The sequence below is a fragment of the Nocardia sp. CC213A genome (genome assembly GCF_030766805.1).
GTDB classification, from domain to species: domain Bacteria; phylum Actinomycetota; class Actinomycetes; order Mycobacteriales; family Mycobacteriaceae; genus Nocardia; species Nocardia otitidiscaviarum.
Window position 1 is genome coordinate 60,834 of record NZ_JASFXA010000014.1, and the last position, 25,504, is coordinate 86,337.

General features: G+C 69.8%; 22 protein-coding genes and 1 riboswitch. Of the genes, 12 read left to right on the plus strand and 10 right to left on the minus strand.

All coding sequences use genetic code 11. The features are described 5' to 3' along the window. Positions 1–377 precede the first annotated feature (377 nt). Both sigK and QJS31_RS24085 read left to right on the plus strand, forming a co-directional pair. Positions 378–1,034: an ECF RNA polymerase sigma factor SigK gene (gene sigK, locus QJS31_RS24080; RefSeq protein WP_282781227.1), complete on the plus strand. Its 657-nt coding sequence runs from the start codon at positions 378–380 to the stop codon at positions 1,032–1,034. Beyond that, positions 1,027–1,746, plus strand: a complete 720-nt coding sequence (locus QJS31_RS24085) for an anti-sigma factor (protein ID WP_306357759.1) — start codon at positions 1,027–1,029, stop codon at positions 1,744–1,746. Before sigK ends, QJS31_RS24085 begins: the two co-directional genes overlap by 8 nt. A 209-nt stretch (positions 1,747–1,955) precedes the next feature. Here the strand turns inward: QJS31_RS24085 and QJS31_RS24090 are convergent, their stop codons facing one another. After that, complete coding sequence (locus QJS31_RS24090; protein ID WP_282781223.1) at positions 1,956–2,966, minus strand: fused (3R)-hydroxyacyl-ACP dehydratase subunits HadA/HadB; 1,011 nt, start codon at positions 2,964–2,966, stop codon at positions 1,956–1,958. A gap of 271 nt (positions 2,967–3,237) precedes the next feature. Here QJS31_RS24090 and QJS31_RS24095 point away from each other — a divergent pair, with 271 nt between their 5' ends. The 6 genes from QJS31_RS24095 (at position 3,238) to QJS31_RS24120 (ending at position 9,003) form a co-directional block, all read left to right on the plus strand. Beyond that, positions 3,238–3,387, plus strand: a complete 150-nt coding sequence (locus QJS31_RS24095) for a hypothetical protein (protein WP_282781221.1) — start codon at positions 3,238–3,240, stop codon at positions 3,385–3,387. 53 nt (positions 3,388–3,440) lie between these two features. Beyond that, positions 3,441–3,986 carry an HNH endonuclease gene (locus QJS31_RS24100; RefSeq protein ID WP_280356609.1) on the plus strand — a complete coding sequence of 182 codons (546 nt, stop codon included), beginning with the start codon at positions 3,441–3,443 and terminating at the stop codon, positions 3,984–3,986. Positions 3,987–4,020: 34 nt separating this feature from the next. Beyond that, a complete protein-coding gene (locus QJS31_RS24105; protein WP_039813340.1) occupies positions 4,021–4,287 on the plus strand; it encodes a WhiB family transcriptional regulator in 267 nt (88 codons plus the stop codon). A 182-nt stretch (positions 4,288–4,469) separates the two neighbouring features. After that, entirely contained in the window at positions 4,470–6,146 is a 1,677-nt protein-coding gene (locus QJS31_RS24110; RefSeq protein ID WP_306357760.1) for a substrate-binding domain-containing protein, read from the plus strand. A 57-nt stretch (positions 6,147–6,203) separates the two neighbouring features. Continuing rightward, positions 6,204–6,617 carry a hypothetical protein gene (locus tag QJS31_RS24115; protein ID WP_029930632.1) on the plus strand — a complete coding sequence of 138 codons (414 nt, stop codon included), beginning with the start codon at positions 6,204–6,206 and terminating at the stop codon, positions 6,615–6,617. 151 nt (positions 6,618–6,768) lie between these two features. After that, entirely contained in the window at positions 6,769–9,003 is a 2,235-nt protein-coding gene (locus tag QJS31_RS24120) for a WD40 repeat domain-containing serine/threonine protein kinase (RefSeq protein ID WP_306357761.1), read from the plus strand. 78 nt (positions 9,004–9,081) lie between these two features. On the opposite strand, the gene gcvP is transcribed toward QJS31_RS24120, so the two are convergent. The 7 genes from gcvP to QJS31_RS24155 form a co-directional block, all read right to left on the minus strand. Next, positions 9,082–11,919, minus strand: coding sequence for an aminomethyl-transferring glycine dehydrogenase (gene gcvP / locus QJS31_RS24125; RefSeq protein WP_306357762.1), 2,838 nt, complete (start codon positions 11,917–11,919; stop codon positions 9,082–9,084). A 155-nt stretch (positions 11,920–12,074) separates the two neighbouring features. Further along, positions 12,075–12,167: riboswitch (glycine riboswitch) on the minus strand. Between the two features lie 98 nt (positions 12,168–12,265). After that, a complete protein-coding gene (locus tag QJS31_RS24130) occupies positions 12,266–12,829 on the minus strand; it encodes a MerR family transcriptional regulator (protein ID WP_282782396.1) in 564 nt (187 codons plus the stop codon). Positions 12,830–13,012: 183 nt separating this feature from the next. Continuing rightward, the gene (locus tag QJS31_RS24135) at positions 13,013–13,486 is read right to left on the minus strand and encodes a bifunctional nuclease family protein (protein ID WP_029930635.1); all 474 of its coding nucleotides are present in this window, start codon (positions 13,484–13,486) and stop codon (positions 13,013–13,015) included. A gap of 305 nt (positions 13,487–13,791) precedes the next feature. Next, positions 13,792–14,553, minus strand: coding sequence for a MerR family transcriptional regulator (locus tag QJS31_RS24140; RefSeq protein WP_282782400.1), 762 nt, complete (start codon positions 14,551–14,553; stop codon positions 13,792–13,794). 44 nt (positions 14,554–14,597) lie between these two features. After that, a complete protein-coding gene (locus QJS31_RS24145) occupies positions 14,598–15,062 on the minus strand; it encodes an FHA domain-containing protein (protein WP_306357763.1) in 465 nt (154 codons plus the stop codon). 191 nt (positions 15,063–15,253) lie between these two features. Then, a complete protein-coding gene (gene gcvH / locus QJS31_RS24150) occupies positions 15,254–15,652 on the minus strand; it encodes a glycine cleavage system protein GcvH (RefSeq protein ID WP_143980704.1) in 399 nt (132 codons plus the stop codon). A 59-nt stretch (positions 15,653–15,711) separates the two neighbouring features. Next, positions 15,712–16,323 carry a CDP-alcohol phosphatidyltransferase family protein gene (locus QJS31_RS24155; RefSeq protein ID WP_282782403.1) on the minus strand — a complete coding sequence of 204 codons (612 nt, stop codon included), beginning with the start codon at positions 16,321–16,323 and terminating at the stop codon, positions 15,712–15,714. Between the two features lie 156 nt (positions 16,324–16,479). Between QJS31_RS24155 and QJS31_RS24160 the strand changes: the two genes are divergently transcribed. The 3 genes from QJS31_RS24160 (at position 16,480) to QJS31_RS24170 (ending at position 20,765) form a co-directional block, all read left to right on the plus strand. Next, complete coding sequence (locus QJS31_RS24160; RefSeq protein WP_282782410.1) at positions 16,480–18,174, plus strand: GMC oxidoreductase; 1,695 nt, start codon at positions 16,480–16,482, stop codon at positions 18,172–18,174. Positions 18,175–18,368: 194 nt separating this feature from the next. After that, a complete protein-coding gene (locus tag QJS31_RS24165) occupies positions 18,369–19,742 on the plus strand; it encodes a DUF2252 domain-containing protein (protein ID WP_282782412.1) in 1,374 nt (457 codons plus the stop codon). Between the two features lie 135 nt (positions 19,743–19,877). Further along, positions 19,878–20,765 carry an NERD domain-containing protein gene (locus QJS31_RS24170; RefSeq protein WP_282782405.1) on the plus strand — a complete coding sequence of 296 codons (888 nt, stop codon included), beginning with the start codon at positions 19,878–19,880 and terminating at the stop codon, positions 20,763–20,765. On the opposite strand, the gene QJS31_RS24175 is transcribed toward QJS31_RS24170, so the two are convergent. Both QJS31_RS24175 and QJS31_RS24180 read right to left on the minus strand, forming a co-directional pair. Further along, complete coding sequence (locus QJS31_RS24175) at positions 20,756–21,469, minus strand: phosphatase PAP2 family protein (RefSeq protein WP_306357764.1); 714 nt, start codon at positions 21,467–21,469, stop codon at positions 20,756–20,758. The two genes, QJS31_RS24170 and QJS31_RS24175, sit on opposite strands and share 10 nt — an antisense overlap. 534 nt (positions 21,470–22,003) lie before the next feature. Beyond that, a complete protein-coding gene (locus QJS31_RS24180) occupies positions 22,004–23,932 on the minus strand; it encodes an acyl-CoA dehydrogenase (protein ID WP_306357765.1) in 1,929 nt (642 codons plus the stop codon). Positions 23,933–24,000: 68 nt separating this feature from the next. Between QJS31_RS24180 and QJS31_RS24185 the strand changes: the two genes are divergently transcribed. Next, positions 24,001–25,467: a threonine/serine exporter ThrE family protein gene (locus QJS31_RS24185; protein WP_282782432.1), complete on the plus strand. Its 1,467-nt coding sequence runs from the start codon at positions 24,001–24,003 to the stop codon at positions 25,465–25,467. Positions 25,468–25,504 lie beyond the last annotated feature (37 nt).

A 25,504-nucleotide genomic window follows, 5' to 3' on the forward strand; every position in this document is an offset into this window, starting at 1 on the left:
ATCCGCGCGCATCCCCCCGGTCGATCTCGGTCGACCGGGGGATTCGTGTCTCCGGAGTGGGTAGGCTGCGCGGCGTCAGTCGTTCCCCAGCAGAGGAAAGCTCCATGGGCAGTACCGTTCTCGATGTCGTCAATCTGATCATCGCCCGCGTGAACGCGGCCTGGTGGTGGGCCTCCAGCGGCTCTTCCGGCCCGATGCCGCTCTAGCGGGTCCGCTCCATTCCTCGGGCGGCCGCGAGCGTGCGTTCGGCGGTCGTCCGAGCCGGTGGATTCGCCGGGGAACCGCGGTGCGCGAGAATATCCGGCGTGCCGCGGCACCGGCCGCTAGGCTGCGAGGTACCCGTACCGGCGAGCTATCCGACCAGGAAGACACCGCATATGGCCGATGAAGGCCGCACCCTCTCCGCTGATACCGGCCACAACCGGGTCGAGCGGTCCGAGAGTTGCCCGGCTGTCCGGCCGACGCCGGACCCGGAGCAGATGCGCCGCCTGGCGGCGCTGTTGCGGGGTGTCGCCGCAGGCGATCGGGACGCCTTCACGGCCTTTTACCGCTCGACTCACGACCGCGTGTATGGTCTGGCGCTGCGGATTCTGCGTCGTCCCCCGGCCGCCGAGGAGGTCACCCAGGAGGTGTACCTGTACGTGTGGAACTCCGCCGACCAGTACGATCAGCGGCTGGCCAGTCCGATCGGCTGGCTCATGATGCTCACTCATCGGCGCGCGGTGGATCGCGCCCGCACCGAATACTCGCGCGGACACCGCGATTTCGCTTACGGCCAGCGGCATCTGGGCCGAGATCACGATATCGTCGCCGAGACGGTGACGCAGCGATCCGAGGAGCGCGCCGTGCTCGACTGCCTGGCCACCCTCACCGATATCCAGCGGGAAACGGTGGCGCTCGCCTACTACGGCGGCCGGACCTATCCGGAGGTGGCCGATGATCTCGGTATCCCGTTGTCCACGGTGAAGACTCGCATTCGTGACGGATTGCGCCGCCTGCGCAGCTGTTTGACAGGATCGGTGACCGATGCCTGACCGCTCACCCGACACCGATCTGCTCGACCTCGCCTATCCGTACGCACTCGACGCGCTCTCCGACGAGGAGCGCGCGGCGGTGGAGGAGCGCGTGCGCACCGCCGACGCCGCGGCGGCGACCGCCTTCCGCGACTCCGTGCGCGATATCCGCGAGACCCTCGCGGCGCTCACCGTGGTCGACGCGCATCCCGCGCCCGACCATGTCGAGGCGTCCGTCCAGGCCGCCCTGGACCGCCAACTGTCCGCCGCCGCACCGGCGGCCCGGACCTGGCCGGTGCGCTGGCTGGCCGCCGCGGCGGTGCTGATCCTCGCCATCGGGGTCGGCGCGTTCCTGGCTGTCGACCGTGCGCAGCAGCGGGATTCGGGCGCGGTGACCGCGCAGCGGGTGCTCGCCGAGCCGGATGCGCGGCAGACGCGCGCCTCGGTCACCGGCGGCGGCGATATCGTCGTCACCACCTCGGCGCGCTTGGACGCCGCCGCGGTGTCCTTCGACGCGGTGCCCGCCGCACCGCCGAACCACACCTATCAGCTGTGGCTCATCCCCGAGGGCGGCCAACCCGTCTCGGCCGGTGTGCTCGACGCCCTCCCCGCGGCGGACGATCCGGCGGTGGTGCCGCTGGACCACGCCGACCTGCTCGCGCTCTCGGTGGAGCCCACCGGCGGCTCCGACCAACCCACCACCGACCCGGTGGTCGCGGTCCCCCTCGACTGACCGCCCCGCGCGGCCGACCGACCGCCCGACCAGCCAACCCGGCCGACCTAGCTGCGTGGCCGACCGAGCTGCACAGGTCGCCCACACGTAGCCGACCCATCGCGCGAGCCGCCCCGCGCGGGCGAACGACCTGTACCGTCGACCTCCCGCCCGACCGAACCGGTCCGCTCACTGCGCGGACCGATCCGCCTGTGCCGCAGGTACTTTCGTCAGGCGAGCGCCACGGTGGCGGTCGCCCCGCCGAACACCCGGCGGCCGTCGTGGGTGGCGGTGAGGGCGATGGTGGCGGTCCGGGTCGCGGTGTCGATCTCGCTGACCCGACCGCCGAATTCGATTTCCCCGGCCGCACCGGGCAGCACCCGCACCGGGGTGGACAGGCGCACCCGATAACGGCGCAGGGCGGTCGGATCGCCGGTCCACGCGGTGAGGTAGCCGGCGCCCAGACTCATGGTGAGCATGCCGTGCGCGAGGACGCCGGGACCCATGCCGACCGCCTCGGCGCTGGCGGGATGCCAGTGGATCGGGTTGGGATCCCCGGCCACCCCGGCGTAGCGCACCAGATCGCCCAGGGTGAGCCGGTAGACGCGGGACGGCAGCCGGTCACCGACCGCCACCGCGGCGAGGTCGCGGCCGCCGGTCACCGGCCGGGGCGCGGGGTGGACGGGCGAGATCGCCGCGACCTCGTCGAAGGCGGGCGGTTCGGCGTCGAGCATGCCGTGGTGCAGGACGTTCTCGCCGATGGCGGCGAATCGCTCGTCCGGCCCGCCGTCCGCGCGCGCCACCAGTCCGGTGGTCGCGGTCAGCACGGCGCCGCCGTGCGCGTCGGTGACCTCGTTGCCCACCACCATGAGATCCCCGCCGAATGCCTTGCGGCGCGACAGCAGTCCGATGTGGCTGGTGAGCCGGTCGCCGACCAGGATGGGCCGATGGAAGTCGAAGGTCTGCTCGGTCTGCACCGTGGAGGTGAGGTCGCAGTCGGCGAGCAACTGCCCCAGGGCCGCCTGCACCGTGCCGCCGAGCAGGGCCGCGAAGGTGGGCGGGGCGGGCAGTGTCGCGCAGCCGTAGCCGGCGGCCACGTCCTCGTACAGGTGGGCCGGATGATCGTTCTGGACCGCGCGGGCGAATCCGCGCACCTGCTCGCGCCCGACCTCGTAGTGGTCGCGCAACCGGTAGGTGCGCCCGACCAGCGTGTGCGGATCGGCGAGGGTGGCATCTAGCACGGACTTCTCCTCCAGGGCCGGGAATGAGTTACCAACTAGTCGGTACCCGCTGGGCCGCCGGATTGCCCTCGGCACGCTGATGTGATCTACAACACATTCGCCCTGCTCGGCGTTCGCGCGCGGGTGCGCGGGCAGTGGCACTCGCCTCGTTGCGAATCCGTAATCGGTTTCGGTGAAACAAATCCGGCCACTCCACCGTTGTAGAGGTACGGCGGGGGTGGAAATCCGCACGACAAAATCCTCACGACAACGGCAGGTCCGTTGTGCCACCATGAGTTTCGACGATCATCCCGACCGAACGGTCGGCGACCCAGGGAAGGAGGAGGCGGCTTTGCATCCGGAGTACTCGCAGCACGGCAGTGATATGGACAAGCTCGAACGGCTGGGCCGGAATATCGGCCGCCTCGCCGCGCGGGCCTGACCCGCCACTTCCTCTCGTCCATTCCTTCCTTTTCACGAATCATGGTGACACCCATGCTGTTCCGTCACGCCGACGACCCGCCGGCGATAACCGTCGACAACTGGATACACACGGGAGTGCTGCTCCTCAACGCCTCCTACGAGGCGCTGACCGAGATCCGCGCCGAGCGCGCCGTGGTGCTGCTCATCAGCGGTGCCGCCGAGTCGGTGGTGGATCGGGACCCGCACTTCCCCATTCGCTCGAAGAGCCTGGAGCTGGCACTGCCGGAGACCATCCGACTGCGGCGCTACGTCTACCTCGAGCACAGCGTGACGGTCACCGACGGCAGCCGGGCCACCCTGCCCGCCGTGCTGCGGCGCGACGCCTACCGCTGCGGGTACTGCGCCGGATGGGCCCGCACCGTCGACCACATCCGGCCCCGCAGCCGAGGCGGCCCCAACACCTGGGACAACCTCATCGCCGCCTGCGGACGGTGCAACACCTACAAGGCGGACCGGACTCCCGAGGAGGCCGGCATGCGCCTGCTGTGGGAGCCCCGCGCTCCCCAGGACATGGCGAAGAAGCAGCGGCGGATCTGGAAGGAACTGGCCGCATCGTAAACCACGTGATCGGACATGAAAGGAGCGAGATCCGATGACGAAAACAGCAGTTCGGGAGCTGAGCCTGGCGGATCTGCTCCCCATCTCCGACTCGAAGGACTACTGGGCCCGCGCGGCCTGCAAGGGCGACCCGAACCACGACGCCTGGTTCCCCTACCCCTCGCAGGACTTCGACTACGCGCGCACCATCTGCGCGGCCTGCCCCATCCGGCGCGAATGCGGTGACTTCGCCGCCAGCACCGGACAGTCCGGCGTCTGGGGCGGGCACGAGTACGACCGCGGCACGCTGATCCGCGATTGACTCGCCCCGAGGCCGCCGTCGTGCCCCGCACGACGGCGGCCTCCTCGCGTACCCGCCGATTCGTGTCCCGGGCCGGTTCCGGGCAAGATGGTGACCCGTGATCGCTTCGCCTCCGCCCCGGTGCCGTCGCAAACCCCGCCTGACCTGCGAGGCGAATTCCGCGTGAACATAGACTGACGATCGTGGGAACTCATCGCGCCCGAGGCCGGTCACGTGGGGTCAGCAAAGGTCCGGTCATCGCTCTGGTGGCGGTGGTGGTGCTGGCGGTGGCGGTGGTCGGCTGGAGCTGGCTGGCCGAACGGGCCAAGGATCGGGATGCGGCGGCGGCCGCCGCCTGCGCCGAGGGCACCACCACGCTGCATGTCACCGTCGATCCGGATATCGCGGAACCGGTGCGGGCGGCGGCGCAACGCTACAACGCCACCACACCCCGGGTGCGTGATCACTGCGCGCAGGTCGAGGTGACCGCGCGGGCATCGGATGCCGTGGTCGCCGCGTTCACCGCCGACGCACCGTGGAATCCGGAGCTGGGGCCGCAACCCGCACTCTGGATTCCGGATTCGTCGCGGTCGGTGGCGCTCATGCGAGTGCCCGGACTGGTAGAGGGCACGCCCGCCCCGGTCGCGGTGAGCCCGATCGCGCTGGCCGTCCCCGACCAGCTCCGGCGGGCACTGGAGGCGGCCCAGACCACCTGGGCGGATCTGCCCGGACTGCAGCAGGGTTCGCTCGCCGACGTGGGGCTGGGCGGCTGGGGCGGACTGCGGCTGGCCACGCCACCGGGTGACGACAGTCTGGCCGCCGCGCTCGCGGTCGGATCGGGGGTGTCGGGATCGGATCCGCTCACCGCGGAGGCCGCGTCCTCCGGTCAGGTGACCTCGGCGATCTCGCGGCTCGCGGCGGGTGCGCCCGAGGCGACCGATCTCGGCCGCGCGCTGCTGGATACGGCCGGGGCCGACGATCTGCCCGCGGCGACCGTGCACGCGGTCACCGCCACCGAGCAGCGCATCAAAGCCAATCGCGGCCTGACCGCCTTCCGCCCGCTGGGCGCGACCCCGGTGGCCGACTACCCGGCGGCGCTGCTCACCGGTGACTGGGTGGACCAGACCCAGAATCTGGTGGCGGGCCTGTTCGCCGACTATCTGCGCGCACCCGAACAGGCGAAGCTGTTCACCGACCACGGTTTCGGCGCCGCGCCGCCCGCCGGGCCGCCGGTGCCGGAACAGGCGGTGCTGCTCCGCGTCCAGGAGGTGCTGGCGAATCCGGTGCTGGGGGTGAGCACCACCGCACTGGTGGACGTGTCGTCCTCGATGGCCACCACCGAAGGGGCGGCCACCCGCCTGGCCAACACCCTCGCCGCCCTGCAATCGGTGATGAACGTGATGCCGCCCGATTTCGGGCTGGGCGTCTGGACCTTCGGCAAGAACCTGGACGGGAACCAGCCTTACCGGGTGATCTCGCGGACCGCTCCGCTCACCGACGCGCATCGGGCCGAACTGGTGCGGGAACTGTCCGACATCTCGGCGACCAGCACCCAACCCGACCGCGCCTATCCCACCCTGGAGGCGGCCTACCGCGACGCCGTCGCGAATTACGCCCCGGGACGGACCAATTCGATCCTGCTCGTCACCGATGGCCCCGACGACGACTCCCCCGTCACCGGCGATCAACTGCTGGCGACTATCGCCGCCCTCGCCGATCCGGCCCGCCCGGTGCGGATCGACGTCATCGCGATCGGCGGCCAGGGCCCGTACACCCTGCGCACCCTCACCGAGCAAACCAATGGCACCTTCACCCAGGTGCCCACCACCGACGAGCTGGCCTTCGGCAGCGCCATGAATCAGGCCCTGACCACCCCCTGATCAACTCCTCCGGCATGTCGTCGCACACTGTCGGCGAACTCGTGGGAGATTGCGGGAATGGCGCATACGACGAGCACCGACAGTTCGCTCAAGCAGGGTTTCGCCGCGGGCACCTCCATCGCGGCCGCGGTTCTGCTGCTGGTGGTCGGCGTGCTCTCGATCCTCGAGGGCATCTCGGCCGCGGCATCCGACGATCTGGTGATCGTGGATGTCAACGACTACGTCTACAAGCTCAACACCACCGGGTGGGGATGGATCCACATCATCCTCGGCGCGATCGTGGTCATCGCCGCCATCGGCCTGATGGCGGGCACCACCTGGGGCCGCGCCGCCGCCATGATCCTGGCGGCGCTGTCGATCATCGCCAACTTCCTGTGGCTGCCCTACTACCCGATCTGGTCGATCGTCATCATCGCCCTGGACGTGGTGATCATCTGGGCCGTCGCGACCTGGAAGCCCGACACCGTCTGACCCGAGCCGGACGGTGCACGGCGCCCCATCGATCCGCGCGATCGGTGGGGCGCCGTCGGGTGTTCGGGGGGTGCGCCATTAACGCGGACGGATTCACACTGGATACCAGGAGACCGGCGACCACGCCGGGCGGGTAGCACAGGGAGGACCCGTGACTCTCCACCAGGGTGCGATATTCGCCGGATACGCCATCCAGCGCGTGATCGGCGTGGGCGGCATGGGCACGGTGTATCTGGCCCGCCATCCCCGGCTGCCCATGGATGTCGCGCTCAAGGTCCTCTCGGCGGATCGGGGCCGCGATCCCGCGGCGCGCGCGTACTTCGAACGGGAGGCCGAGATCGCGGCGCGGTTGCAGCATCCCAATATCGTGCGGGTGCACGACCGCGGCACCGAGGGCGACCACCTGTGGATCGCCATGGACTACGTGGACGGCCCCGATATCGGGCGGGTGCTGCGCGACGGGCCGCTCGCGGCCGAATTCGCGGTGGAGGTGATCGCGCAGGCCGCCGACGGTCTCGATCACGCGCATCGGCGCGGGGTGCTGCACCGCGATGTCAAACCCGCGAATCTGCTCACCACCGCGGTCCGGCAGCGGCGGCACGTGTACCTGACCGATTTCGGTATCGCCCGCAGTCTGGACGACACCACCACCGTCACCACCTCGGTGCGCGCGACCTTCGCCTACGCGGCCCCCGAACTGCTCACCGGGCATCCGCTCGACCGGCGCGCCGATGTGTACGCGCTGGGCGCGACGCTGTACCGGCTGCTCACCGATACGGTGCCCTATCCCCGCGACACCCTCGCCGCAGTCCTGCACGCCCATCTGCACCAGACTCCGCCGCAGGCCACCTCGTGCCGACCGGATCTGCCCGCCGGGGTGGACCGGGTGATCGCCACCGCCATGGCCAAGGACCCGGCGGACCGCTACCCCACCTGCACCGCCTTGGCGGAGGCCGCGGTGACGGCGCTGCGCGAACCGGCCACGCTCCCCGCCCCGCGACCGCACCCCGCCCCACCGCCGCTCCCCGCCTCGCAACCGCTCCCCGCCGCACCACCGCTCCCCGCCTCGCAACCGCTCCCCGCCTCACCACCGCTCCACGGTTCGCAACCGCTCCCCGCCTCACCACCGCTCCACGGTTCGCGGCCGCTCCCGGCTCCACCAGCGGTTCCCGCATCACCGTCGACCGACTCCGGCCAGACCGACACGGGCCAGGCCGCCGCGGCCACGCCACCGCCCGGCCGCGAACCGACCGATGGGAGCTGGGACACTCCCACCGCGCCCACACCGCCGCCGAGCCGCGAACCGACCGAACCCCCTGTCCCCCAAGCGAAGTCGCCGACCATCACGCGCCGACGCCTGCTCTCGGCGTTCGGGATCGCGGCGCCCGTCGCCGCCGTCGCGACCGCCGTCGTACTGCTCACCCAGGAGGATTCGTCCGGCCGGACCGATGCGCCGGGGCAGCGCGATGCGTCGCGTGCGGGTTCGCGGCTGCGCACGGTGCTCACCGGCCACACCGGCCTGGTGCACGACGTGCGCTTCAGCCCGGACGGGGCGCTGGTGGCGACGGCGAGTTTCGACAAGAGCGCGCGGCTTTGGGATGTCGGCGCGGGCGGTCCGGTCGGCGAACCGCTGACCGGGCATACCGATCGGGTGCGTTCGGTCGCCTTCGCCCCCGACGGCGCCACCCTCGCGACCACCAGCGCGGACACCACCGCGCGACTGTGGGATGTGCGCACCGGGCGGCCACTCGGTGAACCGCTGTCCGATGCCGCCGGGTCGATCAATGCCGTCGCCTTCGCCCCCGACGGCGTGCTCCTCGCCACCGCGGGCAGCGACAGCCTGATCCGGCTGCGCGGGGTGGACTCCCGGCAGCAGGTCGGCGCGCCGTTGCACGGCCATACCGCCGCGGTCAACGCGGTCGCGTTCAGCCCGGACGGCACCATCCTGGCCAGCGCGGGCTTCGATATGACCGTGCGGCTGTGGGATGTGCGCACCCGCCGGCAACTGGGTGCGCCGTTCCTCGGGCACACCGACCGGGTGCGCACGGTGATCTTCAGTCCCGACGCCAGCCTGCTGGCCACCACCGGCGCGGACGGTACCGCGCGGATCTGGGACACCGGCACCCATCGTCAGCTCGGCGATGCCATCCCCGGCCACACCGGCGGCGTCCGCGCGGTGGCCTTCGCACCCGACGGCGCCACCCTGGCCAGCGGCGGCGACGACGGCACCGTGCGACTGTGGAATGTCACCACCCGCCGCCAGCTCGGCGAACCGCTCACCGGCCACACCGACGCCGTCTACGCGGTCGCCTTCAGCCCCGACGGCCGCCTGCTCGCCACCACCGGCAGCGACGCCACGCTGCGCCTGTGGGAACCGGCGGTGTGACATCGCACCGGCTCCACGCGGGAACCGGTGCGGCACAATTTCATTCGGTGCGGGCGGGCGCTCAATCGGTGCGGGCGCTCAATCGGCGTAGGCGTCCAGCGGCGGGCAGGAGCACACCAGGTTGCGGTCGCCGTAGGCCCCGTCGATGCGACGCACCGACGGCCACACCTTGGCGCGAGCGTGCTTGCGCCCGCGCGGATACACCGCGGTCTCTCGGCTGTACGGGTGATCCCACTCGCCGACCAGGCATTCCGCGGTGTGCGGGGCCCCGCGCAGCGGGTTGTCGTCGGCGGGCCAGACCCCGGCGGCCACCTGGTCTATCTCGGCCTTGATGGCGATCATGGCGTCGATGAAGGCGTCCAGTTCCTCCAGGTTCTCGCTCTCGGTGGGCTCCACCATGAGGGTGCCCGCCACCGGGAAGCTCATGGTGGGTGCGTGGAATCCGTAGTCCGCCAGACGTTTCGCCACATCGTCGACGGTGACGCCGGTGCGCTTGGTGATCTCGCGCAGGTCCAGGATGCACTCGTGGGCGACCATGTCGTTGTCGCCGGTGTAGAGCACCGGGAAGTGGTCGTTCAGGCGCTGGGCGATGTAGTTGGCCGAGGCGATGGCGGTCAGGGTGGCGCGGCGCAGCCCGTCGGCGCCCATCATGCGAATGTAGGCCCAGGTGATGGGCAGGATGGAGGCCGAACCGAATTCGGCCGCCGACACCGCGTGCGAATCCCGCTCCAGCGGATTGCCGGGCAGGTACCGCGCCAGGTGCTCACGGACCGCGACGGGGCCGACGCCGGGACCACCGCCGCCGTGCGGGATGCAGAAGGTCTTGTGCAGGTTCAGGTGGCTGACGTCACCGCCGAACTTGCCCGGACGGGCCAGGCCGACAAGGGCATTGAGGTTCGCGCCGTCCACGTACACCTGGCCGCCCGCCTCGTGCACCAGGGCGCACAGCTCGGCCACCTCGTGCTCGTACACGCCGTGCGTGGACGGGTAGGTGATCATGATGCAGGCCAGCCGCTCGGCGTGGTCGGCGATCTTGGCGCGCAGATCGTCCAGGTCCACGTCACCGTTGGCGCGGCACTTCACCACCTCCACGCGCATGCCGACCATGGCGGCCGAGGCGGCATTGGTGCCGTGCGCGCTGGACGGGATCAGGCAGGTGTCGCGGTGGGTGTCGCCGCGGTCCAGATGGTAGCGGCGGATGGCGAGCAGACCCGCGTACTCGCCCTGGCTACCGGCGTTCGGCTGCAACGAAACCCGGTCGTAGCCGGTGACCGCCGTCAGCCAGCCCTCCAGATCCGCGATGAGCCGGCGCAGCCCCGGGGCGTCCTCGACGGGTGCGTACGGGTGCACGCGATTGAAGCCCGGCCAGGTGATGGACTCCATCTCCGCGGTGGCATTGAGCTTCATGGTGCACGAGCCGAGCGGAATCATGCTGCGGTCCAGAGCGATGTCCTTGTCCGACAGCGCGCGCAGGTAGCGCAGCATGGCGGTCTCGGTGTGGTACCTGGTGAACGCGGGGGCGGTGAGGAACTCGGAGGTGCGGTTCTCGATATGCGGGCGCTGCGCACCGTGCAGCAGCGCGCCCTCGGGGCCGACCGGAATCTCCGCGCCGAAGCAGTCGAGCACCGCCACCACGTGCGCGTCGGTGGTGGCCTCGTCGCAGGCGATGCCGACATGGTCGGCGTCCACCAGGCGCAGGTTGATGCCCGCACCCTTCGCCTTGGCCACGATGGCCTCCGCGCCGCCCGGCACCTTCACCAGCACCGTGTCGAAGAAGCGCTGGTGCACCACGGCGTCGCCGAGTCCGGCGGCCAGCCACTGCGCGTGCCCGTGCACCCGGCGGGCGATGGCGCGCAGTCCGTCGGCGCCGTGGTAGGAGGCGTACATGGCGGCCACGATGGCCAGCAGCACCTGGGCCGTGCAGATATTGGAGGTGGCCTTCTCGCGGCGGATGTGCTGTTCGCGGGTTTGCAGCGCGAGGCGGTAGGCGAGGCTGCCGTCGGCGTCCACCGAGACGCCGACCAGTCGGCCCGGCAGCTGTCGGGCGTGCGTGGAGTGCACCGCCAGATACCCGGCGTGCGGGCCGCCGAAGCCCAGGGGCACGCCGAAGCGCTGGGTGGTGCCGAAGCAGGCGTCCGCACCCTGTTCGCCGGGCGGGGTGAGCAGCGTCAAGGCCAGCAGGTCCGCGCCGATGCCCACCAGTGCGCCGCGCTCGTGGGCGGCGTCGATGAGCGGCTGCCAGTCCACGATGCGGCCCGATGCGCCCGGCAGCTGCGCCAGCACGCCGAAAAAGTCGCCCTCGGGCAGTTCGCCCGCGGCGAGGTCGGCCTCGACGATCTCGATCCCGAGCGGTTCGGCGCGGGTGTACAGCACGGTCCGGGTCTGCGGGAACAGATCGGTGTCGATGAGCAGTCGCGACGACTTCGACTTGCGGTTGGCGCGCTGCAACAGCGTCATGGCCTCGGCGGCGGCGGTGGCCTCGTCCAGCATGGAGGCATTGGCCACCTCCATCCCGGTCAGATCCGACACCATGGTCTGGAAGTTGAGCAGCGCCTCCAGGCGGCCCTGCGAGATCTCCGGCTGGTACGGCGTGTAGGCGGTGTACCAGGCCGGGTTCTCGAGCAGGTTGCGCACCAGCACCGGCGGGGTGAGGGTGTCGTAGTAGCCGAGGCCGATCATGCTGGTGGCGACGGTGTTGGACGCGGCCAGCGCGGCCAGTTCGGCGAGTGCCTCGTGCTCGCTCACCGCGGGCGGCAGCGCGGCCAGGCCGTTGGTGGCGGTGGCGTCGAGAATGCTGGCGGGCACCGCCCGTTCGGCCAGCTCGTCCAGGGATCCGATGCCGATGGCGGACAGGATGCGGTCGGTTTCGCCGCGATCGGGTCCGATATGGCGGTCGGCGAAGGATCGATTCTGCACGGCAGCTCCAAGGTTCGGGCGGGTCGACCGACGGGGTCGACAGTCGGGTGCCCTCCCCCTCTGTCGTGGAGCCTGAGAGATTCGGGTCCGCCGGGTGAGCGGTGCCCTTTCCCCATGGGCGGGTGGTCGCGGACCACCGCTTTCCAGAGGCGTCGAATCTCCGTACGGTCCCTGGTGCCTGAGAGATTGACGGGGAGGTGCTGCTCCTTCGGCGTCCGGTGGTCCCGGAACTCTCCCGCACGGCGGCGACGCACCGCCCAGTCTATGCCGACCCTGGTTACAGGATTGTTGCCTGGGCCGATTTCACACCCGGGGCGGCGCGTCGCACGACGCCGTTATCGAATCGCTAACCGGTCTTGGCGTTGAGGCGGGCCTTGCGCCGGAAGGCGAGTTCGTCCTCGGGGCGGTCGGTGGTGTTGCCCTCCTCGGCACGTTCGGCCGGGAAATTGGCTATCGCGCCGGTCAATTCGCGCATGGCGCCGCTGACGGCGATGCCGAAGACGCCTTGCCCGCCCTGGAGTAAATCCACGACCTCCTCGGGCGAGGTGCACTCGTAGACGGTGGTGCCGTCGGAGAAGAGCGTGATGCCCGCCAGATCCTCGACACCGCGGCTGCGCAGATGGTCGACCGCGATGCGGATGTTCTGCAGCGAGATGCCCGCGTCGAGCAGGCGCTTCACGATCTTGAGGACCAGGATGTCCTTGAACGAGTACAGGCGCTGGCTGCCGGATCCGGTGGCGGTGCGAATGGACGGAGCGACCAGTCCGGTGCGTGCCCAATAGTCGAGTTGGCGATAGGTGATTCCCGCCGCCTGGCACGCAGTGGGAACTCGGTAGCCAACCAGATCATCGGGCACCGTGTCATCGGGGAACAGCCCTGGCTGTACCACGTCTTGCGGTTGATCTCCCACTGACTACTCCCTCACTACCGTGGCCTATCAGGGCTCGTCATCAATACTGGAGCGAATGGCCTAACTATCGAGGCTACTCTCCCGATTGTCCCGGCAGTATCGGCATCCGACCAAGCCTGCTCGACCGCGTGTTTCTCACCCTAAACCTGAGGTCGAGACACGTTTCCGTATCGGATCGGCCACTCAGCTGTCGGTCGCCTTGAAGTCGTCCGGCGAAACCGATTCGAGGAATTCCTTGAACTTCTCGACCTCGTCCTCGCGCTCGTCCGGCATGACCAGCCCGGCCTCCTCGAGCACCGCCTCCTCGGCGTAGATCGGGCAGCCCACCCGCAGCGCGATGGCGACCGAGTCCGACGGCCGCGCCGAGATGCGCGGACCGTTCTCGAAGACCAGATCGGCGTAGAAGGTGCCCTCCTGCAGATCCACGATCCGCACCTCCTTCAAGGTGTGGCCCAACTCCTTGATGAGGATCTTGACCAGATCATGGGTCAGCGGACGGATGGGCGTGACGCCCTCCTGTTCGAGCACGATCGCCGTCGCCTCGGCCTGCCCGATCCAGATGGGTAGGTACCGGTCGCCGGAGACCTCGCGGAGCAACAGCACGGGCTGGTTCTGTGGCTGCTCGACACGGATGCCGATCACACGCATTTCGCTCATGGCACGCCTCCCATAACTCGCCCGGCTGCCGCCCTGCCACTCGGTGCCGTATCACCGAGTCTAAAGCGCGTCGGCCAATTTCCTCCGACACCACCCTGCTCGGGTGTCCCCGCACCGAATCGGTGCGGGTTCCCGCTTCGCCGAGTCCGGTTCCACCAGTCCCCGTTGGGAACTGGCCAGCGCCCGACTCTCCACAGGCATTGATAATCCGGCCACCTGCTGGGCGGTCCGGAACGCCATTGCTGACGTAAGAGCCACAATACGCGTCGGCACCGGCACCATGCCCGACACACAGAGCGGAGATTTCAGCCGCCGAGGGAAGCACGCACGGCGGTCTTCACCAGGCAGGTGTGCAGGGTCAGCGACAATGCCGCCAACTCCCGCACCGTCTCCTCGGCGCGGGCGCGCGCGTCCTCGTCCCGACTCTTGGCGATCGGGGCGGCGATCTGGGCCACCAGCGCCGCCTCTCGATCCGCCGCCAGCTTGAAGGCGCGCAGATGCCGTGCCTCCAAACCGAATTCACTCAATGCCTGCGCGGTGCGGGCCAGCGTCACCGCGTCGGTGTCGAAGAAGCCGGCCGCGCCGGGGGTGATCAGTCCGGCGCGGATCAACTCCTGGAGGAATTTCTCGTCGATACCGGCCTGGTCGATCAGGTCCGCCCGAGTAACCCGGATCTCGTGATCGAACCGGAGTTCCTCGGGCGATACCTCACCGGGCACGACCCCGAGCCGCCGCAGGCGGCCCGGACCGTCGGTGGGCGCGGATCCGTTCACCGCGTCGCCTCCCCCGCCGCCCGCTCGGGCGCGAGCTTCCCGCACCCCGAGCGTGGCGGCCCCCTTGTCGATCGCCTCGAGTTGTTCCTTGATCACCTTCAGGGGCAGGTACTGGTCGCGCTGCGCGGTCAGCACGAACCGGAGCCGCTCCACGTCGTGCACCGCGAACCTGCGGTAACCCGACGGGGTGCGCTCCGGGCTGATCAGTCCCTCCGATTCGAGGAATCGGATCTTCGAGATGGTGATGTCCGGAAAGTCCGGACGCAGGAGATCCAGCACGGAGCCGATCGACATACCTCCGCGCGTCCACTGCGCTGCGCCTGTCATTCCGCTCGGTCCTATAGCGCGCCCGCGTCACTCGATTGCGGACGCGGACCGGTCAGGAACACCAGCCGGAACTTGCCGATCTGCACCTCGTCGCCGTTCTGCAGCTCCGAGGAGTCCACCGGCTCCCGATTCACATACGTGCCGTTCAGGCTGCCCACATCGACCACCTGGAAGGTGTCGTCGTCCTGCCGGAACTCGGCGTGGCGGCGGCTGACGGTGACATCGTCGAGAAAGATGTCGCTGTCGGGGTGGCGCCCCGCGGACGTGGTGGGCTGATCCAGCAGAAATCGCGAACCGGCGTTCGGGCCGCGCTTCACAACCAGCAGGGCCGCCCCCGCGGGCAGACCCTCGACCCCTACCGGCTGCTCGCCGGTCTGCTCGGTGCGAGGTTCGACCTCGTTCAGGAAATCAGCGCGGAACACCGATGTGGTCTCGGCCGCGCTCTCCCCGTAAACCGGGCCTTTGTGCTCGCTCACCCTTGCTCTCCTCCTCGAACCGAATAATCCATGCAAGCAGTTGATGCCTTCAGCTACTCGGCCACCGGGGCCGCTCTCGCCCTCGGACGGGTGAGGTGCGAAAACTCCGAGCACCGGCTGCCGGATCATCTGTTGGCATTGACCGTACCCTGCCGGGGCGTGCCCGTGCAGGTAGAACTGTGAAGGCTCCTTCAGCCCCCGATAACTCCTTGATAACCCGCGGCATCCAGCAGCTCGCCGAGTACCGCGTCCACGCCGTCGGCATCATCGAGCTCGAGTTCGAACATCCAGCCGTCGCCGTAGGGATCGGAATTGATCGTCTCGGGCGAGGACACCAGATCTTCGTTCACGGCAACGACTTTGGCGGCCAGCGGCGCGTAGATGTCGCTCACGCTCTTGGTCGACTCCACCTCCGCGATGCTGTCCCCGGCTGCCACATCCTTGTCCACCTCCGGCAGCTGCACGAATACGACGTCACCGAGCTGTGACTGCGCGTAGTCGGTGATGCCCACCCGCACCCGGGTCGGGCCGACCTTGGCCACCCATTCATGTTCCTCGGTGTAGCGCAGATCCTGGGGTAGGTCGGTCACAGGCGTCCTTTCAACAGATGTACTCCCGAGTTGTCGTTGTGTCGGCAACACCCTAGCCGCTACGGGGTGACCCGTGGCACGGCCGGTACGGCGCGGGCCACGGCAACCGCCTTGCCGACGTAGAGGATGCCTGTCCACACGTAGACCACCGTGCCCCAGACCAATAGTGCCCCGCCGAAGGCCGCCCCGAAACCCGCGGCCGCCCAGTCCATCTGACCGGCCAGCAGCCACGGCAGCGCCGACATGAGCGCGAAGGTGGCGGCTTTGCCCAGGTAGATCACCTCGGGCGGGGGCAGGTCGCGGCGTTTGTACACCCCCAGCGTGACCGTCAAGATCACATCGCGGCCGATGAGTATCGCCACCACCCACCAGGGCAGGATGTCGCGAATCAGGAAGCCGCCCAGCGTCGCCAGCAGGTAGAGCCGGTCCACCAGCGGGTCCAGCAGTGCCCCCAGCCGCGAGGACTGGTCGAGCAGGCGCGCCAGCTTGCCGTCCAGGAAGTCGGTGACCCCGCTGACCACCAGCAGCGCGAACGCCCAGCCGTCGGCCTCGCGCACCAGCAGCAGCCACAGGAAGACCGGAACGCCGACCAGCCGGATGACGCTGAGCACGTTCGGCACGGTCAGAATGCGGTCGCCGAACACCGATTCGGCGTTCCGTTCGGATGTCACAGGCCGTGCATACCTCAATCACGGTGTTATCGCCATCCGGGCACGCCGGACACCGGGCGTGGTTGGATCACAGTATGGTCGCTGCCATAGTCTTCGAATGAGAGAATGAGTTTCGATTCGTCTCATTTCCACTGGGTGCTGCGCGAGAGGAAGAGCATGCCCGACTTCGACTACGACGTCGTTGTGATCGGTTCCGGATTCGGCGGCAGCGTGAGCGCGCTGCGATTGACCGAGAAGGGATATCGGGTGGCGGTGCTGGAGTCCGGCCGCCGCTGGACCCCGGAGAACCTGCCCACGACGAACTGGAATGTGCGCAAATCCATCTGGGCGCCGCGACTCGGGATGACCGGCACCCAGCGGATCAGCGTGCTCGGCAAGTGCGCGGTGTTCTCCGCCTCCGGGGTCGGCGGCGGCTCGCTGATCTACGGCAACACCCTCTACGAGCCGCTGCCGGACTTCTACGCCGACCGGCAGTGGGCGCACATCACCGACTGGCGGGCCGAGCTCGCGCCCTACTACGACCAGGCCCAGCGCATGCTCGGGGTGGAACCGAATCCGCGCCTGACGCCCGCCGACGACGTGATCCGTTCCGTCGCCGAGGATCTCGGGGTCGCCGACACCTTCCACCCCACCCGGGTGGGCGTGTTCTTCAACGAGGAGAATCCGGGCGCGGAGGTGGACGACCCGTACTTCGGCGGCGTCGGGCCGCGCCGCAGCGGCTGCGTGCACTGCGCGCGCTGCTTCACCGGCTGCCCGCACAACGCCAAGAACACCACCGTGAAGAACTACCTCTACCTGGCCGAACAGGCGGGGGCGCACGTCTTCGAACTCACCACCGCCACCCGGGTGCGGCCCATCGCGGGCGGCGGGTACGCCATCGAGACCCAGCGCTCCGACCGCTGGATCCGCAAGGGGCGCAAGGTCTTCACCGCCGAACAGGTGGTGTTCGCGGCGGCCGCGCTCGGCACCCAGAAGCTGCTGCACCAGATGCGCGACGAAGGGGTGCTGCCGCGGCTCTCGCCGCGGCTGGGTGAGCTGACCCGCTCCAACTCGGAGGCCATCCTCAATGTGGTCAGCAAGGCGCGCGACGATTTCGCCCAGGGCATCGCCATCACCTCGTCCATCCATCCCGAGCCCAACACCCATATCGAGGTCTGCCACTACGGCAAGGGGCAGAACGGGCTGTTCCCGCTGTCGGTGCCCATCGTGGACGGCGGGGCGTTCCGCTTCCTGCGCTTCCTGCTGGCCATCCTGCTGCACCCGATCGTCTTCGCGCGCAGTCTCAACGCCCACCGCGCCTCGGAGAAGTCGGTGATCCTGCTGGTCATGCAGTCGCTGGACAATTCGCTGACCTCCTTCCGCAAGTGGGGGCAGCTCAAGACCCGCCAGGGCACCGGCGAACCCAATCCGACCTGGATCCCGCTGGCCCACGACGTGGGCCGCCGCTTCGGCGAGAAGGTCGACGGCGATGTGCACTCGCTGATCATGGACGTGTTCAATATCCCGGCCACCGCCCACTACATCGGCGGCTGCGTGATCGGCACCGATCCGAATACCGGCGTGGTCGATCCGTATCAGCGGGTCTTCGGCCATCCGGGCCTGCACATCGCCGACGGTTCGGCGGTGACCGCGAATCTGGGTGTGAACCCCTCGCTCACCATCACCGCGCAGGCGGAGCGGGCCATGGCGTTCTGGCCCAATCGCGGCGAACCCGATCCGCGCCCGGAATTGGGACAGCCGTACCGGCGCATCGCCCCGGTCGCGCCCCGGCGTCCCACGGTGCCCGATACCGCGCCCGGCGCGCTGCGGCTGCCGATCTTCCCGACCGACGCGCCGGTCTCCCGGCACTGAGGCTCTGTGCCACGCGGCCACCCCCGGCGGCCGGTATCACCGGGGTGGCGTCGACACCGCGGCCCCGGGATCCCGGGTCGCGACGGCACCACGGCGCACGGCTCTGCCGGGGTTCGTCCGGCGGCGCGTCTCCCGAGCGGCCGGGATGACGCGGTGCCGAGCCACGGGTAGGTTGGCATCTCGTGTGCGCCAACATGATCGACTTCCGCTCCCCCGTCGCGGCGGATGAGGTGCTGGCCCGGGGCCGGGCGCTGCGCGAGCGCACTCCGCTGTCCGCGCGGGACCGGGAGGCCGTCGCCCCCGGCCGCCCCGGCGTGCTCGACTTCCTCGAGGCCAGCAATCGCGGTCGGCTCGACCATCTGATCCCGCTGCGGATGGGCCGCATGGTCGCCTCGCCGTTCGCTTTCTTCCGCGGCTGCGCCGGTCTGATGGCGGCGGATCTGGCCCCCGCCCCGGTGAGCGGTCTGGACGCGCAACTGTGCGGTGACGCGCACGCCGCCAATTTCGGCCTCTACGGCGGCCAACGCGGCGAGATCGTCATGGACATCAATGATTTCGACGAGACCGTGCGCGGACCCTGGGAGTGGGATCTGGAGCGGCTGGCCGCCAGCCTGGTGCTTGCCGGGCGCGAGGGCGATGCGAGCGAGGACGACTGCCGCACCGCCGCGCGCGATGCCGCGCGCTCCTACCGGCTCGCCGTGGGCGCGCTGGCCGAGATGCCGTTCCTGACCTCCTGGACCGCGCTGGCCGACGAATCGGCGATCGGTCGCACCCGCGCCGACGCCCTGCTCGACGATTTCCAGAAGGCCGCCAAGAAGGCGCGCAAGAACACCAGCGCCAAGGTGGCGCGCAAGTGGACCGAGATCGAGGATCACGAGACCGGCATCGGCAAGCGCACATTCGTTCCCGACCCGCCGGTGCTCAGCACGGTGGATCCGGCGGTGGCCGAGGCGGTGATCGACGGCCTGACCGGCTACGTGGGTACGCTGCGTGAATCGCGGCGGCGGCTGATCACCCGGTTCTCGGTGTCCGATATCGCCTTCCGGGTGGTGGGTACCGGCAGTGTGGGCTTCCACAGTTATCTGGCGCTGCTGCACGGCAATGGCGACGAGGTGCTGGTGCTCCAGCTCAAGCAGGCCGCGCCGGCGGCCCTCGCGCCCTATCTGCCCGCCGTCCCGGCGCGGCACGAGGGTGAGCGAATCGTGCAGGGGGCCAGGGCCGTTCAGGCCGAGACCGATATTCTGCTGGGGTGGACCACGCTCACGCTGGACGGCCACGAGCTGCCGTTCATCGTGCGGCAGTTCCGCAATCTCAAGGGCGGTATCGATCCGTCGGCGCTGGAACCGGACCACCTCGACGACTACGGCCGCCTGGCCGGGGCGCTGCTGGCGCGCGCGCATGCGCGCTCGGTCGATCCGCGGCTGCTGGCGGGCTATCTCGCGGACGGGGAGGAGTTCGATGACGCGGTGGCCGCCTTCGCGGTGCGGTACGCGGACCGGACCGAGGCCGATCACGCCGAATTGGCGACCGCGGTGCGGACCGGTCGGATCGCCGCGGAGACCTCCTGACCACCCTTCCGACACCGTCTGACCTGCCGCTGGGCGACACACGGCCCACGGCAAAATCCGTCCGGGAGGGTCCGTCCCTCCGTACCATTTCGACTATCGATCGACGAGAAGGGTGCGAAGCCGATGCTCGTTCGAGTGCAGAACACCGCCGGCACCCATGCCGAGAAGGTGCTGATCGACTGGTTGCGCACCTGGAAGGGCCGCGGCGATCCGCACGGCGTGGCCACCGTGAATTGCAGCCTCTTCCACGGGGATCGGCTCTACCCCTTCGACGCGGTGGTGTGGACGCCGACCAGCTGCGTGGTGATCGAGGCCGAGGCACTGGTGGAACGGCTCGAGGGTGAGCTGGAGGTGCCGCTGAGCGGTCCCTGGCGCGGCGCCGACAAGATCATCAACTTCGAGGGCGGCGACCGCCGCACCCCCCTGGACAAGTCCCGAGATCACACCTTCGCCCTGCAGAACTGGTTCGCCGAACGCGGGCTGGGACAGCGTGTGGTGCACGGCGCGGTGCTGGTGGTGCCGCCGCCCGGTTCCAAGGTGCGGGTGCGCCAGCTGTGGAGCGATCCCAGTTTCGAGGTGCTGCTCGGCGACGACCCCGCCCGCCTGCGCGAGTACTTCGACTCCATCGCCTCGCGCGGCCGTCCACAGTGGTCGGCCAACGACGTGGCGTGGGCGTTCCGCGGGCTCGGCATCCTGCCGTATCTGCCCGCCCCGCAGGATCTGCTGAACGAGGGCTTCCTCGGCCCGGTGGACGTCACGCTGTGGCACGGCGGTCCGCAGCAGGCGCAGGCCGAGGCCTACGCCGAGGAGCAGGCCCGGCTGGAACGCGAGGCCGAACGCCCGCACCGCCGGATCATGTCGGTGCCCGCGCCGTGGTACAGCCCCTGGAAGCTGTATCCGCGCCGGTCCGGTGAACTCGATGTCGGCGGCGGCGTCATGCGGGTACTGCTGACCATCGGCATGGTGGTGGCGGCGGTGTGGGTGATCTGGTTCGTGCTCGCGGCGCTGCTGACCTACGGCTGACGGCCGGGTCGGCCGGCTCGCGCGCCGTACCGGGGTCGGCGCGCACCGCGATGCGGCGCACCGGGATGCGGCGCACCGGGATACAACGGTGCACCGGGATATGGGCGCACCGGGATATAGAGGACAGCCACCAGCGCGACGGCCGCGGCGGCACCGCCGACCACATCGGTGACGTAGTGGTACCCGAGTCCGACCATGCCGACCGCCACCCCGGCCAGCACCACCGCGCCGACCCCCACCGCCACCACGCGGAAGCCACGGTGCTCGGCGGCGAGTGCGACGGCCGTGACCGCGGCGACCAGGTGCACGGTATGCCCGCTGGGATAGGCGAGATAGTCGTGCAGCGGCCGGTCCCACACCGGTTTGAGCACCCAGGTGTTCACGACGACCGCGAATTCCGGTGCGAGCAGCACGAATCCGGCCCGCCACCACAGCCGCCGCCGCGCGAACCACAGCGCCGCGGCGGCCAGGAGCGGCAGCACCGTCCAGGCGGTGCCGGGAAATGCCAGCATCTCGTACACGGCGGCCCGGTCGGGCAGCCGCTCCGCCAACCAGCTGTCCACTCCGGTCGGTCCCTTCCCGGCGGGAAACGTCAGCGGCACGACCACGGTGAGCAGCGCCGCGCTCAGCGCCAGCAGCGACAGCGCCGCCCCGCCCGCCGCGCGAACGACGGGCGGGGCGGCGGGTGGAGACTCAGCGGACACGAATGGGCACCCTAGCTCCGGCGCTCGCGGCCATGGTGGCCCCCCGGCCGCTCCCGGCGCGCCCGACGCGCGCTGAGAGCCGCGCGGCCCGTCTCGACACGGACCCGGTCCGAGCACTACCCGATCCAAGCACTACCCGATCCAAGCACGACCCGATCCGGACACGACCCGATCCAAGCACGACCCGATCCGGACACGACCCGATCCGGGCACGATTCGGCCCGAGCGCGAGTCGGCCGCGGCACGTTCGACTGGGCCGCGCCACACGCGATCCCGCCGCAGCACGCACGATCCGGGCCGCAGCGAACAGCCCCGCCGTCCACGCGTGCCAGCGGCCGGCATCCGCCCCCGCAGCGCATGCGGCCGCCGTCGCGACCGCCCTGGGTACGGTGACGCCGCTGGCCGCATGCACGATCAGACTCCGCGCACAACCCGGCTCCGCGCACAATCCGACTCCGCGCACAATCCGACTCAGCGCACAATCCGACTCAGCGCACAATCCGACTCAGCGCGCACGATGATCCGCGGTCCGGCTCAGTTCGATACCGCCGCCGGATCGGTGAGCATGGCGGCGCGCAGCATGTACTCGGGCACGCCGAGGCCGCCCACCAGAGTGGTCGCGTGCGGCCGCAGCCGGTCGACCAGTTCGTTCACCCCGCGGCGCACCGCCTTGGCCCGCTCGGCGGACATGAAGCGATGCATGATGTACCACGCCAGATTGTCCTCGAGCGTCGAATACACGAACAGATCGCACACCGAATCGGCGAGCGCGCGGGCCTGCTCGTCCTCGATGGCGGCGATGCCCTCGATGAACGCCTCCAGCACGATGCGGTCGATATGCGCGGTGCCCGCCGCCAGAATGTGGTCCTGGGCATTGTTGAACGCCTCGAACGGTCCGGTGTCCGCGGCACGCGCCCGCAGCCGGTGCGCGGCCGTGCGGGTCAGGTAATCCTCGCGATCGGCGAACAGCTGCAGCTGCACGTCGCGGCGGGCCAGGTCACCGTCGTCGACGCCCTGGTCGGAGCGGTCGCGCAGGCGCTGGATGAGCTGGCGCACCCCGGTCACGTCGCGCACCACGTCGCGGGTCATGGTAGCGGCGAAGCGCACCCAGCCCAGCGCGTCGAGATCGCGCACCTCATCGGAGTAGGCGGTGAGCAACTCCTTGGCCACCAGTTGGGTGAGCACCACGTTGTCACCCTCGAAGGTGGTGAACACGTCGGTGTCGGCCTTCAGGGTGACCAGTCGGTTCTCGGTCAGGTAACCCGCTCCGCCGCAGGCTTCGCGGCACTCCTGGATGGCGCGAGTGGCGTGCCGGGTCTGCGCGACCTTGAGTCCGGCCGCGCGCTTCTCCAGCGCGCGCTGCGCGCCCGGATCGACGTCCTGTCCGGTCTGCACCAGATGCATGCGCCGCACCAGGTCGTTCTGTGCGAAGGCCAGCGCGTAGGACCGCGCCAGCAGCGGCAGCAGGCGGCGCTGATGGCTGCGGTAGTCCAGCAGCAGGGTCTCCTCTCCGGTATCCGGATCGTCGAACTGGCGACGCCGCTCGGCGTAGCGCACCGCGATGCTCAGCGCCACCCGCGCACCGGCCGCCGCCGCGCCGCCCACGCTCACCCGGCCGCGCACCAGCGTGCCCAGGGTGGTGAAGAAGCGGCGGCTCGGATTCTCGATGTCGGAGTGGTAGGTGCCGTCCGGCGCCACGTCGGCATACCGGTTGAGCAGGTTCTCGCGCGGAATCCGCACCTGGTCGAACATGATCCGGCCGTTGTCGACGCCGGGCAGGCCGCCCTTGAGGCCGCAGTCGGAGGTGGTCACGCCGGGCAGGTCGTTGCCCTGGTCGTCGCGGATGGGCACCAGGAAGCAGTGCACGCCCCGGCTCTCACCGCCGGTGATCAGCTGCGCGAAAACCGCTGCCATGCGGGCGTGTTCGGCCGCCCCGCCGATGTAGTCCTTGCGGGCGGCGGGAGTCGGGCTGTGCACCACGAACTCCTGCGTCGCCGGATCGTAGGTGGCGGTGGTCAGCAGATTGGCCACATCGCTGCCGTGACCGGTTTCGGTCATGGCGAAGCAGCCGAGCAGGTCCAGGGTGATGAGCTGTTCGACGTAGGTCTTGTGCCGCTCGGTGCCCAGGTTCTCCACCGCACCGCCGAAAAGCCCCCACTGCACACCGCATTTCACCCACAGGGACAGGTCGGTGTAGGCCAGCATCTCCAGGGCGGTGACCGCCCCGCCGGGATCGTTGCCGCCGCCGTGTTCGAGCCGGAAGCCCTTCTCGGCCCAGCCGAAGGTCGAGACCAGGCGCATCTGGTCCAGCACGCGGGCACGGGCGGCCCGCATATCGAGGGCGGGATCGCCGTAGAGCCGATCGTCGTCGAGGTGTTCACGTGCCTTCTCGCGGATCTCTCGCCAGGGGCCGTCCAGGGCCGCGCGTAGTTCGTCCACTGTCCGATCGTCGTCGGTCGCCATATTCGCCACCCTACTGTGGCGGTTACGCTCGACTGGGTGATCTACCGCACCGTGTACTTTTCTCCATCATGAGCAACGATCTGGCAACCAGAGCGGAGGATGCGCCCGTGCGCACCGCCTGGTGGCAGCGCCGGTTCGCGGCGGCGATAGATCGCCTGCTCGCCGACCGGATCGCCACCGTCGACGCCGTGGTCGAGGCGCCCTCGCCACTGCAGCCGATCGATCTCACCGACGACGCCAGCGTCACCGAGGTGCTCGACCTGGCCGAGCGGGTGGGCGAGGTCGTGCTCGCGGCAGGCACCAGCGTCATGGACACCACGACGCAGATCGAATTCATCGCCGCCACCTACGGCCTGTCCCAGATCGACGTCGACGTCACCTACAACTCCATCCGCATCTCCGTCGATCGCGGCCCGAAGCTGCCGCCCGCCAGCACCATGCGGGTGGTGCACTATCGGTCGCTGGACTTCACCCGGCTCGCCGCCGTGGACCGGCTGACCCGGCGCATCCGCCGGGAACTGGTGCCGCCGGAGGAGGCCCTGGCGGCGCTCGAGGCCATCACCACCGCGCCGCACCCCTACAAGCGGTGGGTCTCCACCTTCGGCTGGGCGCTCATGGCGGCGGCGATCGGGCTGCTGCTGGGCGGCGGTTGGCTGGTCTGCGTACTGAGCTTCGCCGCCACCACCGCCATCGACCGCACCAACCGGATTCTGAACCGCAAGAACCTGCCCTTCTTCTTCCAGCACATGGTGGGCGGCTTCATCGCGGCGATCCCCGCGATCGCCGTAGCCACCTACGCCGGGCACCTCAGGATGGATCCGTCCCTGATCATCGCCGCGGGGATCGCGGTGCTGCTCGCCGGCCTACAACTGGTCGGCTCGGTCGAGGACGCGATCACCGGCGCACCCATCACGGCGGCGGCCCGCATGCTCGAGGTCATCATGATGACCTGCGGCATCATCGGCGGCATCGTGCTGGCGCTGCGCTTGGCCGAGATCCTGGGCGCGACGGTTCCGGCGATCGATACGACCGCGACCCGCGATATCACCAACTGGCCGCTCAAACTCGCGGCGGGCGCGATCGCCTCCGTAGCCTTCTCGCTGGCGTGCTACGCCGAACGCCGGGCACTCACCGCCGCAGCCTTCAGCGGCGCTGCGGCGACCATCTGCTACCTCCTCGTCCAGAACTCGGGTTTCGGGCCGATCATCTCGTCGGGTGCCGCGGCCATCGTGGTGGGCCTGGCCGGTGGGCTGGTCGCACGTCGTGCCCTGACCCCGCCCCTGGTCATCGCGGTAGCCGGTATCACACCGCTGCTGCCGGGCCTCAAGGTCTACCGCGGCCTGCATTCGCTGCTCAACGATCAGCATGTGTTCGGTCTCAACCAGTTGTTCACCGCCTTCGCCATCGGCGGCGCCCTCGCGGCCGGTGTCACCCTCGGTGAATGGTTCGCCCGTTCGCTGCGGCAACCGCGAATTCTGCAGCGTTTCGGCACCATTCGCCGCCCGCGCATCCGACCGCGGCGTCCGGTGGCCTGACCCGAAAACCCCCGGAGCCGTACGACCGATCCGACGA